This is a genomic window from Acinetobacter sp. MB5, assembly GCF_003261585.1.
Taxonomy (GTDB): Bacteria; Pseudomonadota; Gammaproteobacteria; order Pseudomonadales; family Moraxellaceae; genus Acinetobacter.
Genome location: NZ_POVU01000004.1, coordinates 103925 through 117509 on the forward strand (window position 1 = coordinate 103925; position 13585 = coordinate 117509).

General features: G+C 44.6%; 13 protein-coding genes and 2 tRNA genes. 6 read left to right on the forward strand and 9 right to left on the reverse strand.

All coding sequences use genetic code 11. The features are described from left to right. Positions 1 to 9 precede the first annotated feature (9 nt). Both C1A47_RS06980 and rsmH read right to left on the reverse strand, forming a co-directional pair. Entirely contained in the window at positions 10 to 345 is a 336-nt protein-coding gene (locus C1A47_RS06980) for a cell division protein FtsL (RefSeq protein WP_111893779.1), read from the reverse strand. Between the two features lie 13 nt (positions 346 to 358). Beyond that, complete coding sequence (gene rsmH, locus C1A47_RS06985; protein ID WP_111894083.1) at positions 359 to 1273, reverse strand: 16S rRNA (cytosine(1402)-N(4))-methyltransferase RsmH; 915 nt, start codon at positions 1271 to 1273, stop codon at positions 359 to 361. A 655-nt stretch (positions 1274 to 1928) separates the two neighbouring features. Here rsmH and C1A47_RS06990 point away from each other — a divergent pair. The 5 genes from C1A47_RS06990 (at position 1929) to C1A47_RS07010 (ending at position 4547) form a co-directional block, all read left to right on the forward strand. Beyond that, the gene (locus C1A47_RS06990) at positions 1929 to 2249 is read left to right on the forward strand and encodes a hypothetical protein (protein WP_111893781.1); all 321 of its coding nucleotides are present in this window, start codon (positions 1929 to 1931) and stop codon (positions 2247 to 2249) included. 112 nt (positions 2250 to 2361) lie between these two features. After that, positions 2362 to 3873, forward strand: a complete 1512-nt coding sequence (gene gltX / locus C1A47_RS06995) for a glutamate--tRNA ligase (RefSeq protein ID WP_111893783.1) — start codon at positions 2362 to 2364, stop codon at positions 3871 to 3873. 54 nt (positions 3874 to 3927) lie between these two features. After that, a tRNA-Ala gene (locus C1A47_RS07000) sits at positions 3928 to 4003 on the forward strand. Between the two features lie 25 nt (positions 4004 to 4028). Beyond that, positions 4029 to 4104: transfer RNA gene (locus C1A47_RS07005), tRNA-Glu, on the forward strand. A 104-nt stretch (positions 4105 to 4208) separates the two neighbouring features. Beyond that, positions 4209 to 4547: a hypothetical protein gene (locus C1A47_RS07010; RefSeq protein WP_111893785.1), complete on the forward strand. Its 339-nt coding sequence runs from the start codon at positions 4209 to 4211 to the stop codon at positions 4545 to 4547. Positions 4548 to 4551: 4 nt separating this feature from the next. On the opposite strand, the gene C1A47_RS07015 is transcribed toward C1A47_RS07010, so the two are convergent. From C1A47_RS07015 to C1A47_RS07035, 5 genes are all read right to left on the reverse strand, one after another. Continuing rightward, on the reverse strand, positions 4552 to 5463 hold the full coding sequence (locus tag C1A47_RS07015; RefSeq protein ID WP_111893787.1) for a cation diffusion facilitator family transporter: 912 nt from the start codon (positions 5461 to 5463) through the stop codon (positions 4552 to 4554). An 83-nt stretch (positions 5464 to 5546) separates the two neighbouring features. Then, the gene (locus C1A47_RS07020) at positions 5547 to 8678 is read right to left on the reverse strand and encodes an efflux RND transporter permease subunit (RefSeq protein ID WP_111893789.1); all 3132 of its coding nucleotides are present in this window, start codon (positions 8676 to 8678) and stop codon (positions 5547 to 5549) included. Beyond that, complete coding sequence (locus C1A47_RS07025) at positions 8668 to 9867, reverse strand: efflux RND transporter periplasmic adaptor subunit (RefSeq protein ID WP_111893791.1); 1200 nt, start codon at positions 9865 to 9867, stop codon at positions 8668 to 8670. The genes C1A47_RS07020 and C1A47_RS07025 overlap by 11 nt, the downstream gene beginning before the upstream one ends. Continuing rightward, on the reverse strand, positions 9867 to 11186 hold the full coding sequence (locus C1A47_RS07030) for a TolC family protein (protein WP_227539744.1): 1320 nt from the start codon (positions 11184 to 11186) through the stop codon (positions 9867 to 9869). The genes C1A47_RS07025 and C1A47_RS07030 overlap by 1 nt, the downstream gene beginning before the upstream one ends. A 46-nt stretch (positions 11187 to 11232) precedes the next feature. Beyond that, positions 11233 to 11676: a cation efflux protein, CzcI-like gene (locus C1A47_RS07035; protein ID WP_227539745.1), complete on the reverse strand. Its 444-nt coding sequence runs from the start codon at positions 11674 to 11676 to the stop codon at positions 11233 to 11235. A 144-nt stretch (positions 11677 to 11820) separates the two neighbouring features. Here C1A47_RS07035 and C1A47_RS07040 point away from each other — a divergent pair, with 144 nt between their 5' ends. Next, positions 11821 to 12192 (forward strand): tetratricopeptide repeat protein, encoded by a 372-nt coding sequence (locus C1A47_RS07040; protein ID WP_111893795.1) that lies wholly within the window; start codon positions 11821 to 11823, stop codon positions 12190 to 12192. 122 nt (positions 12193 to 12314) lie between these two features. Here the strand turns inward: C1A47_RS07040 and C1A47_RS07045 are convergent, their stop codons facing one another. Then, positions 12315 to 13019, reverse strand: coding sequence for a glycosyltransferase family 2 protein (locus C1A47_RS07045; RefSeq protein ID WP_111893797.1), 705 nt, complete (start codon positions 13017 to 13019; stop codon positions 12315 to 12317). Next, positions 13016 to 13585, reverse strand: coding sequence for a DedA family protein (locus C1A47_RS07050; protein WP_111893799.1), 570 nt, complete (start codon positions 13583 to 13585; stop codon positions 13016 to 13018). The genes C1A47_RS07045 and C1A47_RS07050 overlap by 4 nt, the downstream gene beginning before the upstream one ends.

Here is a 13585-nt window from a genome sequence, read left to right on the forward strand (position 1 = left end):
GAGCTGACCTTAATTCTTTTGCGCTGTTGAAGGAAGAGAAATCACGACAGTATCCGAAGGTGATGGTGAAAACATACGGAGCTGTGTCACGGCACGTGTCCCAATTTGGGCTGTAGCGCCAAAGGTCTGCTGTTCAATCAACAAACGCCCCCAATCAGCATTTAAGTCATCCTCACCTCGCAGCAAGCTACTCATCTGCCGATAATCATGTCGATATTCATACACTTCAAAGACGACCATCATTGCACTGATAAAAATCAGGCAAACCAATACCAAATAGGTCAGCCCTTTTTTTAGCACAATCCGATTTTTGACTGGTTTTTCTTCAACAACCGCTGTATTCATTGCACGCCTTTTATTATTTGTCTAATCGTTCAGCTACACGTAACCACGCACTACGTGAGCGAGGATTACTCTTAACTTCTTGCTCACTGGCACGAACCCGTGCAATTTTTCTCAGGCGACGTGTATCGACCTGCTGTTGAGGCATTCCCCAACCACTATCTTCAGCCAAAGTGGATTCTTTTTGAATAAACTGCTTAATCAAACGGTCTTCCAAAGAATGAAAACTAATCACGGCTAGACGACCCTGTGCTGATAACATCTCAACCGCTTGGGGGAGAAAGACTTCAATATCATCGAGTTCTTTATTAATGGCAATACGAATCGCCTGAAAAGTTCGGGTCGCAGGATGTTTATTTTTTTCCCATTTCGGATGGGCGACTTTCACCACTTCTGCGAGCTGCGCTGTTGTCGTCATGGTTCCCGCCTGTTTAATTGCTCGTGCAATACGACGGCTATAACGTTCTTCGCCATACTGAAAAATAATGTTTGCTAGAGCTTCTTCTTCAATATTCACCAACCATTCACTGGCTGTTTGCCCTTGTGAATTGTCCATACGCATGTCTAAAGGGCCATCTTGCATAAAACTAAAACCACGTTCAGCCTGATCCAGTTGCGGGGAAGACACGCCTAAATCGGCCATAATGCCATCGACTTGGGTAATCCCAAGCGCATTTAATTCCTGTTGCAGATCGGCAAAACTGGCATGAATAATTTTAAAACGTGGATCTTGTTGTTCTAATTCGGCAGCAACGGCGAGTGCCTGAGGGTCTTTATCAAACGCATACACTTTGCTATTGGCATCGAGTTTTGACAAGAGTAACCGACTATGCCCACCACGCCCAAAAGTGGCATCGACATAAATTCCTGTATGACGATCTGCTAACAACGCATCTATAGTTTCATGAAGTAATACAGAAATATGTGACATACAAACGGAAATCGCGAATGGAAAATGTAATTGCACATTATCTCCATGTTTCATTCAAGTTCCAAACGGCTTTTTGTACGGAAATATTATTTTGCGATAGTTATTTCCGTTTTTTGTTAAAAAAACCAGCAAATCACTACTTAAAGCAGATGTCCGAAAGTAAGTGGCTTATAAGTTTGAATAAATTCCCTCAAAAACTCCACATATTAAAAACCAAATGGTGCTGTTTTTTATTCATCACAAAGATCAAAATTTTATCCTAGAATTAAATAAATTTTCATCCAATGTCTAAGACCCGAATTTTATCTTTGAATTCCTGTCTAATCATGATCGGTGATTTTATTGTGTTTAAGAAAATGAATCCAAAAGTATGATGATTTTAAGGCCCAACCTGAATGATCATTTGCTAGCACGATTACAATGTAACTTGGATTTTCAGAATATATTCATCTTGACTACATAGTTCTTTGTTAAAAAACACTTATGACCTGTTCTTTACTTATCGAAATACTTCATGTCATCGTTTTGTAAAATAAATACACTTTATTTTATATGAATGTACGCTATAGTAGTCACTGGAAATACAGCCGCCGTACCGATGTACATTTAGGCAATAACAAAAACAGTCGCTTTAATTTTTCTGGAGTTTTATTTTATGACATATTTTCGTAGTGTAGTTTTTGGGTTGTGCCTTGGTTTAGGTGTGACAGGCAGCTATGCGAATGTCATCCAAAATAAAAATGATAAATTTTTGAGTAAAGCGGCCAGTACACTCAATAAAAATACCCATCACCCATCTTTAATTGAAAAAGAACTGAGTCGACAAAAGCAAAACACCAAAGCCATTGACTCAGATCTAGATAGCATCAAGATTTTAAATGCCATTCATGTACAGCCAAGCCAAAGTTTTTTCGCTTATCAACATGAACGCTTCTCTCGACTTCTTCAAGCATTATTCCCAACACGCGACTCTTAATTCACAGCACAGATCAATTCGAATCTCGCCCTGTATTACGTTGGTTTTTTCACGTTTTACAGGGCTTTTTTCGTTATAATAGCCCGCATTAGAGTTTAAAACTGAATCCATTATGAAAGTCCGTACTCGTATTGCGCCATCTCCTACAGGCTTCCCTCATGTAGGTACAGCTTATATTGCATTGTTTAACTTGTGCTTTGCCAAACAACATGGCGGCGAGTTTATTTTACGTATTGAAGATACTGACCAGCTACGTTCAACCCCTGAATCAGAAAAAATGATTCTGGATTCATTACGCTGGTTAGGTATCGAATGGTCTGAAGGTCCAGATGTTGGTGGCCCACATGCACCTTACCGTCAGTCTGAGCGTATGCATATCTACAAACAATATGCTTTAGAGTTGGTGGAAAAAGGACACGCATTTTACTGTTTTGCCAGCGCAGAAGAATTGGATCAAATGCGTGCAGAACAGCAAGCACGCGGTGAATCTCCAAAATACGATGGTCGCGGTCTCAAACTTTCACAAGAAGAAGTTCAGCGTCGCCTTGAAGCAGGTGAACCGCATGTAATTCGTATGAAAGTGCCCGAAGAAGGCATTTGTAAGGTCAATGATTTACTGCGTGGTGAGGTGGATATTCCTTGGGCACAAGTGGATATGCAAATTTTGCTCAAAACTGACGGCTTGCCAACCTACCACTTGGCAAACGTAGTCGATGACCATCTCATGCAAATTACCCATGTCTTCCGTGGCGAAGAATGGTTACCTTCTGCACCGAAACACCAGTTGCTTTACCAATATTTCGGTTGGGACATGCCACAGCTATGCCACATGCCGTTATTGCGTAACCCAGATAAATCAAAACTGTCTAAACGTAAAAACCCGACTTCAATCAACTACTACCGTGACATCGGTGTATTGCCAGAAGCCTTGTTGAACTACTTGGGTCGCATGGGCTGGTCAATGCCTGACGAACGTGAAGTCTTTACCTTACAGGACATGATGGACAATTTTGACATTCACCGTGTGTCTTTGGGTGGTCCAGTGTTTGATGTAGACAAACTCAACTGGCTAAATGGTCAGTGGATTAAAGGTTTAAGCCCGATTCAACTGCTTGAGCGCATTTTGACTTGGCAAAATGACAGCAAAAAACTGGAAGATATTGCAGCAGCGATTCAGCCACGGATCAACTTGTTGTCAGAAGCTGTAAACTGGTCAGCGTTCTACTTTAACCACATGCCAAACATCACCGCTGAAATGTTTGAAAGCAAAAAACTCAGCCAAGAACAAGTTCGTCAAAGCTTACAGTTTGCCATCTGGCGTCTGGAAAAAATCTTCACATGGAACAATGACACGGTCAGTCAAATCCTGATGGACTTGGCCAACCAAATGGGCATTAAACTGCGTGACTTTATGCCAGCATTCTTTATTGCGATTGCAGGTTCGACCAGTTCTACCCCTGTCATGCAAGCCATGGTCACCATCGGCCCAGACTTAACCTATGCTCGCCTGCGTCGTGCCCTTGAAATCGTGGGTGGCCCAAGTAAAAAAGAGCTTAAAGTTTGGGAAAAACTCAATGAAAGCATTCAATTGCCGAAAAATGAAGCAACCGAAGCGACTGAGTAATATTTTTGCTTGACGTGTGAGTGGAATGCCCCTAATATTGCGCTCACACAGACTGGGGTCATAGCTCAGTTGGTAGAGCGCTACAATGGCATTGTAGAGGTCAGCGGTTCGATCCCGCTTGGCTCCACCAAACCTCATAAGTGTTGCCTCAATAAGTCCCTATCGTCTAGAGGCCTAGGACATCGCCCTTTCACGGCGGTAACCGGGGTTCGAATCCCCGTAGGGACGCCAGATTCTAAAAAACCACTGACCTGATCAGTGGTTTTTTTTCGACTCAACTTTTTGCTTTGTCATGAAGTTCGCTAAAATAACCATAAATTGATTTGGGAGTGTTTATGCAATACCGTTGCCCACAATGCCAAAGCGCTAAAATTATGCCTGTTGCTCAAGGCGCGAATGCCGTCCGTCCAGAAATTCCAAAAAGTCTGGTGGTGTTGGTATTTTCTATTTTCTTGTTATTACTTCTTGTAGTTGCATGTATGGTAATGTGGATTTTTGCCAAAGGTGCAAGCCCGATTCTGCAAATCGCCACAGGTGTGGTGTTTGTCGTGACTGTAGGTTCAGGCTTACTATTTTGGCGTCAGTTACCGAACTTCAAAGTGTCGATGCAAGGTTTCTTGCAGTCACAAAAAGCATGGAAATGCCGTGACTGCAATCATGAATGGCATTTATAGAACCTTAATGCTGATGCAAATGTTCATGAGAATGGCAGGGATTTTCTTCAATCTGTAAAGTCACCTGCCGAATGCCATAACGATGTGTCAGCATTTCGGTAGCTTCATCATACAAATGATTACGCTCGGCCTGCGGGGCATATAAATGTACCGCAAGGTGAATATTCTTCGAGCTGATTGCCCAAACTTTTAACTGATGAATACTTTCCACCCCCTCCAGTGAGAGCAAGTCTTGGCGTAGTGCCTCAATATCAATTTCATCAGGCACACCTTCCAGCAAAATATTGATACTTTGTTTGAGCAAGAGCCAAGAACGCGGCAACACCCACATACCAATCAGCACTGCAATCAACGTATCCACCCAAACCCACTGGGTCAAATCAATCACCACTGCACCAACAATCACCCCAACCGACCCCAAAGCATCACTCAACACTTCCAGATACGCCCCTTTCACATTCAGGCTATCTTCTGCACCCGACATCAAGATTTTCATGGCAATCAGGTTAACGATCAGTCCCAAGACCGCAACAATCAACATCCCCTGACTTTGAATTTCGGGTGGGTGACTAAAGCGAATATAAGCTTCATATAAAATGTAGAGTGCCACAATGAACAGCATCAGTGCGTTAAACAGTGCTGCTAAAATTTCAAAGCGTTGATAGCCAAACGTCCGTTTATCATCGGCAGGCAGTTTGCCAATCTTGATCGCAATCAATGCGATTGCCAAAGCAGCAGCATCGGTAAACATGTGCGCTGCATCTGACAGCAATGCCAAACTTTGAGTCAAAAACCCCGCAATAATCTCAACGACTAAAAAGCTGCTGGTCAAACCCAATGCCAGCCATAGTTTTTTTGAATTATTTTCGGTCACAACAGCATGATGATGCTCATGACCATGATGGTGTCCACTCATACAGGAACTCCTGTTTTTATGGTAATCACAACCACGTTAGACAAAATGCTGAACTTTGTCCAACGTGATTATTTTAAAAAGACTTAGCTGAATTTCTCATTCAGCCAACGGTAAATCACAGGCAATAACAGCAAAGTCAGCACCGTTGAAGATAGAATCCCACCAATCACCACAGTCGCCAGAGGTCGTTGCACTTCTGCACCCGTGCCTGTCGCAAGCGCCATCGGAATAAAACCTAAAGATGCGACACAGGCGGTCATCAACACAGGTCTTAAACGCAAAATAGCACCCTGCCATGTGGCACGGTGCACCGCATAGTTTTCACGCAATTCCTTGATAAAACTCAGCATCACCAAACCATTAAGGACTGCAACACCTGAAAGTGCAATAAATCCAATGCCTGCTGACATTGACAAGGGAATATCACGCAGCCAAAGCGCAACTACACCACCCGACAAGGCAAATGGCACACCGCTAAACACCAACAGGCTATCCTTAACATTAGAAAAAACCGCCATGAGCAAGGCAAAAATCATCAGCAAAGCCAAAGGAATGACGATCTGCATACGGGCTTTTGCCGAAGCCAGATTTTCAAACTGCCCACCAAAACCGAGCCAGTAACCTGTCGGTAATGGCTGTTGCTGTAAGGTTTGCTGCATCTCTGCCACAAATGAACCCAAATCACGATCCTGCACATTGGCAGTCACCACCACACGGCGTTTTCCCTGTTCGCGGCTGACCTGACTCAAACCCAAGACCTGCTCAACTTTGGCAATATCTTGGAGTTGAATCAACCCACCATTCGGCAACTGAATCGGTAGTTGAGCCAATTGCTGAGCGTTACGTGATTCCTCAGGCAAGCGTACCACGAAATCAAAACGTCGATCGCCTTGTAAAATCTGCCCGACATTTTGCCCACCGACACTGCTCGCGACCAAGTCCTGAACTGATTTAACCGACAAGCCATATTGCGCAGCCAATGCAGAATCAATCGCGACATTCAGCACAGGCAGCCCTGATGTTTGCTCCACTTTGACTTCACTTGCCCCTGAAATTCCTCGCAGTTTTTGGGCAATTTTTTCAGCTTCCTGATTCAGTACAGTCATGTCATCACCAAAGATTTTTACACCGACATCACTGCGAATGCCTGAAATCAGCTCATTAAAACGCAGTTCAATCGGTTGAGAAAATTCGCTGTTATTGCCCGCTAAAGTGCTGACAAATTTCAGCATGCGCTCACGGAGTTGATCGATGCTTTCATTTGGATTTGACCACTGTTCATGCGGTTTGAGTAAGATCACCCCATCCGAAATATTGGGTGGCATGACATCAGTTGCGACTTCAGCCGTGCCTGTACGAGCAAAGATGGCTTTAATTTCAGGGAATTTTTGCAAGAGCTGCTGCTCGGCTTGTTCTTGCATTTTCAATGACTGTTCAATGCCTGTGCTCGGTGCACGCATCAACTGCACTGCAAAGTCGCCCTCACTCAAGGTCGGTGCAAACTCACTGCCGACTCGAGTCGCGAGTACCCCTGTCAGTACCAATAAACTGAGTGCTGCGGTTAACACGACGATTCGATATTGATAAGCACGATCTAAAATATGGGCATAGCCTTGTTGTAAGTTCAGCATCCAGCGGCTTGGTTTTTCCTGCACTTTACCCGTCACCCATAACGCCACTGCCGCAGGTACAAAGGTCACCGACAAAATCATCGCCCCGACCAAGGCAATCACCACGGTAAATGCCATCGGGTGGAACATTTTCGCTTCCACGCCTGATAAGGCAAAAATCGGCAAATACACCACCATAATAATGGCTTGCCCAAAAATCAGCGGACGGCGCGCTTGTTTCGCCGCTAAAAACACTTCACGAAATCGCTCGCTACGGGTTAACAATCTGCCTGTTCGGTGCTGAGCCTCTGCCAAACGCCGAATACAGTTTTCTACGATCACGACTGCGCCATCGATAATGATGCCGAAGTCCAGTGCACCCAGACTCATCAGGTTGGCACTGATCTGTTGCTTTGCCATGCCTGTCAGGGTAAACAGCATCGCCAGTGGAATAATACAGGCGGTAATCAGCGCAGCCCTGAAATTTCCCAAGAAAGTAAACAGAATCACGATGACCAGCACTGCACCTTCAATCAGGTTTTTCGCCACGGTTTTGATGGCTTTATCCACCAGTGAAGTACGGTCATACACGGTTTCAATCACCACACCTTTGGGCAGGCTGTTTTGAATCTGCTGCATTTTGGCATGTACCGCTTGGGCAACAGTACGGCTATTTTCCCCCATCATCATCATGGCGATACCCAGCACGGTTTCCTGACCATTGTAAGTTGCACCGCCTGTACGCAAATCATGCCCGATGGAAACTCGTGCGACATCTGCTACCCGAATCGGTAGACCATTTTTGTTGGCAACACTAATATTTTCAATATCCTGTAGTGAATTCAGTACGCCTGGGACACGCACCGTGAGCTGCTGTCCATTGTCCTCAATAAATCCTGCACCACGGTTTTCATTGTTATCACGCAGTGCATTGTGCACATCACTCAGTGGAATTTTCAGTTGTTGTAGGCGTTTTAAATCAGGGGCAACCACATAGGTTTTGTTATAACCGCCAATACTGTTAATTTCCGCCACACCTTGCACCCGCTGCAACTGCGGACGCACAATCCAGTCCTGAATCTCGCGTAAATCCATTGCAGTATAAGCTTGCCCATCAGGCTTTTTGGCGTTCGGCTCAGCCTTAATCACCCACTGGTAAATCTCGCCCAAACCTGTTGAGATCGGTGAAAGTTGCGGTTCAATTCCTTCGGGTAACTCAGCTTTGGCTTGTTGAAGTTGCTGGCTAATCAGTTGCCGTGCCCAGTAAATATCCGTGCCATCTTCAAAAATAATCGTGACTTGCGACAACCCATAACGGGAAATGGAACGGGTCTGCTGCAAATGCGCCATGCCCGCCATCGCAGTTTCAATCGGATAGGTAATCCGCTGCTCGACTTCTAGCGCAGTGAATCCATTGGCTTGCGAGTTAATCTGCACCTGCACATTGGTAATGTCAGGCACGGCATCAATCGAGAGTTTCTGATAGCTATATACACCGACTGCAATCCAAGCACAGGTAAACAGCATCACCCACAGGGCATTTTGAATAGCAAACTGAATGATTCGGTCAAACCAGCTTTCAGGCTGTGGCAGTTTAGTGTCCATGCTCAGCCTCGCCTTTTTCCATTTCCGACTTCAGCACAAAACTGCCTGCCGAAACATAACGTTGCTCAGCTTTGAGTCCCGACACAATTTCGACCCATTGCCCATCACTCGAATATGCACCCAACTGAACCTCAGCAGGCTGAAAATGGATTTTATCCTTTTCGGCTTTTGCCACAAAAACCACATGTTTGCCTTCAAGCTGTTGCACGGCGGTTTTGGCAACCCGTAGCACCTGTTTCGGCTGTTCGGCATCGAACAAAACATTGACCATCAGGTTGGGACGTAATTCGCTCGAAGCCTCCAGCACTTTGGCACGAACTTTTAAACGCCCAGAGGATTTGTCCGCTTCGACCGTTAAACTTTGAATCTGAGCTTGGAAAATCTTGCCTGTTTGTAAGGACTTAAACTGGATTTTTTGCTCAGGTTGTAAGTTCTGCGCTGAACTTGGCAAGACAAATTCGAGCCACAATTGCCCCAGTTGATCGATGGTAAATAGTTGATCGCTGAGCTGCACATTTTCCCCGACCACCAAGTCTTTATTGCTGATCACCCCAGAAATCGGAGCATACAATACATAACGCCCCTGACTGTTGGCATTCACCCCATATGCGCTCAAACGCGAACGTGCTGCCTGCACCGTAATTTGTGCTTGGCGGTAGCTACTATAAGCGCGCTGATAATCCTGCTTGGCAGAAATTCCCTGCTGCCAAAGCTGGCGTTCACGCTGATAATCCTGCTCGGCAAGCTGCAAATTTTGCTGTGCCATGCTTAAGCTAGCCTGCTGATCGACAACATCAGGCACAAACAACGTCGCTAAAGCCTGTCCACGTTTCACTTGCTGACCCATTTCAACATTGACCTGCTCCACACGCCCTGCAAAACTTGGCGAAACATGTGCTTGCTGATCAGTATTCACCAACAACGTCGCAGGATAACTGACACTTTGCTTGACCTCACCATAGGCGACTTGTGCCAGTTGAATGCCCTGCTGCTGCATTTGTGCCGCGTTAAATTCCACACCCTCAGGCTCATCGGCATGCCCTGCTGCTTTCTGCTCACTATGCTCAGTTTCACTTTCAGCGTGGGTCTCTTTTTGATTGCTGAGTAATAACCCCGCCGCCAACACCACCGTCAGGAGAATGATTACCACCACCCAAAGCCATTGCGATTTTTGTATTGAATTTGACATTATTGTGCTCCTACAAGGTTAGCGGAAAAACGCTGTTGAATCTGAGCAATGGCATCTTCTGCACCCACCACACTCGGCTCAATTCCCAAAGCCAAGCTCTCGGCCTCAAGTGCTTTTTGCCAGACTGTTTTAAAAAGCTGTGCCTGTTGCAATCGCTGTTGCTGCAATTGCAAATTCGCCTGCTGCACATCGCTCATGGCATATTTACCTGCCTGAAAACCTTGCAAAATTTTTTGTAAAATGCCCTCCGACAATGGAATTTGTTGATCTTTGACCAAACTGAGTTGCTGATTTAAATTGCGTAGCTCCAACAATGCTGTTTCAAGTAAATGCTCTGTATTTTGCTGATAACGCTGCTGCGCATAATCTAAATAATCGGCTTTGCTCTGTGCCATCTGTTGGGCATATTGCTGCCGATTGAACAAAGTGAGTGGAATTTCCACACCAACACGCAATTGTTGTTCAGTATTATTTTGATTGGCACTTTGAGTACGCACCATGCCCACCAACAGGGTTGGATTGGGGCGAGCTTGAGCACGTAAATGCTGACGCTGTGCTTGCTGTTGCTGACTTTGCAATTGCAAACTACGATTCATCAGGTTGTTCTGTTGATGCTGCTCAACGGCAGATTCTGTACTGCTGAGTGGATTTTCAAGTTTCAGATCAAAGGCAGCGTTGCTGTTTTCACCCCATAAATGTGCCAACTGACGTTTGGCGATCTGTACACTTTGCTGTAGCTGTTGATCTCGCAGTTGATTGTCGATGTGCGCCATCAAACCACGATCCACATCGAGCTGGGAAATACTCCCCGCCCGATAGCGCAGACGGGTGGCATCGAGTAATGCCTGACTGCTTTTCAGTTGTGCCCGAGTCAGTTGCTGCTCTTGTTGCAACACTGCGAGTTGCACCCAGCGATATTTGAGTGCCAGTTGCAACTGTGCCCGATAAAGTTGTCGATCAAGTTGGACTTGACTCAGCTCCAGTTTTGCCAACTGCTGAGCTGCACGGTGTTCACCAAACAGATCGATTTTTTGCGATAGATTGATTTCAAGTTCACGATCTTCACTTGAACCAAAACCCGTTTGCTGTACTGAAAGACTTGGATTTTCCCACAAGCGGCTCTGTTGTTGCTGCGCATTGGCAATGTTTTCACGTGCCTGCCATAGCCCTTGCTGCACCTGATATTGCTCAACTTGAGTCAAAACTTGCTGAAAAGTCAGCGGATGCTCTGCGGCATAACCCACAGAAGTTGCCAGACTGTAGACACCAAGCAGCATGCTACAACGCCATGCGGATGCATGGAATAAAGAAAAAGACATGGTTTTGCCCCGTAATTAAAAAAGATTACGGTGGGCGATTTTTCGGCTACCCCACCAATAGCGGGGCAAAAACAGGCGGTGGATTGGCAGCAAACAAATCAGGTGACTGGTATAAATTGTTCCAGTCATAATGCCGCAGTACTTGCGTAGAAATATGATGCGGAACAAGCATATGCGCTTGTGCCACGGTCATCACAGGTGAAAATGACGGTAAATGGTCACTATGATCTTGAACATCAGGCGAATCTTGTATCGCAGTCAATACCTTCACATGCTGTGTACGATGCTCTGATGCCAGTTGGTGATGTCCAAAGTGTTCTGTTAGAGTTTGCTGGATCACAGCTTGGTTTTCATGGATGCAAAATGCCGCAGCCACATTCCAAACACTTTGAAATGTAAACAAACAAGCCAGTAGCATGACCCAAACCGTTAAACGTGACATGATTTCCATGAACAACAGCACCAATCGTGCCGAGTCTAACCAAATCATGCGCTGAACGCAATTTGAAAAAATTTAAATGCACGACTCTATTCAAGACAAAGACACAGCGCTATATTGAAGATAAAAGCAGCACATCAGGAGAAATATAACAATAAAAAAACCATCAACATTCATATCAACGGAGGATAGAAAATGTTTAAGATTCACAATTTATTTGATAAGTTTCATTTACTTGTATCAGATGATCAGCTACCTATTCAAAGTACAGAAGCCATGGATGAGTTTCTAGAAGCACAACATTATCAAGACTTACTCCAACAACATCCTGAGCAGACACTAGAATATAATTATCAACGAAATGCACTTTGGAATTATTTAAGTGCAGCCAGTCGCGGCTATCCAGATGCACAATACCAATTGGCACTCTGCTATTTAAATGGACAACTCGGTTTAAACCAAGATTTAATACAAGCCAAAAAATGGCTCCAATTGGCAGCAAGCAACGGTCACTTGCCAGCACAAGATTTATTAGACAGTCAGTTTCAGCAAACCTACTTTTCGTAATAAAAAACCAGCTCTAAAGCTGGTTTTTGAGTTAGCAGCAATGAACGGCTAATTTTTGTATTTCGTATGATGCAATGAACATCATTCCCATGAAAAAAGTTGTAACTATCACCAATGGTGAGTTAGCCATGATTGGACTGTAAAATCTTCTTCACTTTGTTTTGTTTAGCCCACATTTTCATAATTTGCATGGTGGCTTTACGTAATGGAACGGTATTAAAAATATCACGCAGCATTTGAATATCCGCGATAACGCCTTGCGACCATCCCATTTTTTTCGCTTTATACGGACTCATCACATCTGGCCAACGCACAACTTTAATTCTGGAGTTATCTGCAAGCCATAAATGATTTAACCAGACCTCTAAACCAAAACGGGGCAATGTTCCAATTTCATCCAGATATTTCACCACCTGATCACGTCTGAAGACACGCTCACCTGAAATATAATCCAATCCAATCACCTGCCACGGCCATGGACTATTACCGCGCAGACTTAAAGACACGTCGGCTAGACCTGACCATATTGGTTCAACCAGCGTGGTAATGTCCAGTGCAGTCAACCCAATCAGATCAGCATCGAGCAAAAGCACATGACTACCCGATGCAGCAGAAATCCCTGCCGCAACAGCATTACTTTTACCGCCATTTTGATCTAAACAAATTACCTTGACGCCAGACCGTTGTGCGGCCTCAACGGTATTGTCTGTAGACTGATCATCCACAACAATAATTTCATGGACAAACGCATGTCCACAAACTGCATCAAGTACTTTTCCAATACGGGGTGCTTCATTGTAGGCAGGAATAATACAACTTAATTTCATGAGGTTCTCTTCAGCCAATACATGCTGACTAAAACAATAATAACCAACAAAATCAAAGAAACCACAGCAAACCAGTGATCTACCTGACTAACGAAATTTCCAAAGCCATAACCAATTGCAACAAATAAAAGGCTTTTAGGAATCGTCGATATCGTGCTGTAAAAAATGAAAGGAATAAAACGCATTCTTGCAATACCAGCGCCCAACAAAACTGCCATACCCGCTGAATGTGTGAGTTTGCCGATAACAATAAGTTTACCGCCCTCTACATCAAATTTACGAATCAGACCATCTAGTCTGGCTGGACTCAGCCCTAAACGTTGCATCCATTTTGGTGGAACACCACCCTTCTTGACCATGCCACGACCAGCCAGATAAAAACAAATATCACCTATCAGATCGGCCGTGATCACCACGCCAATCACTGCCAACAGACTGAAATAGTTGAGACGTGCCAGATAAGCTGCAATCACCGTCACAATTGGACCTTCAATCACAGCCAAAGGCGTTAAAAGCAACAAGCCATGTGCTTTGATTAAGGCTTCCGTGGTTGAGAGATCAAACAT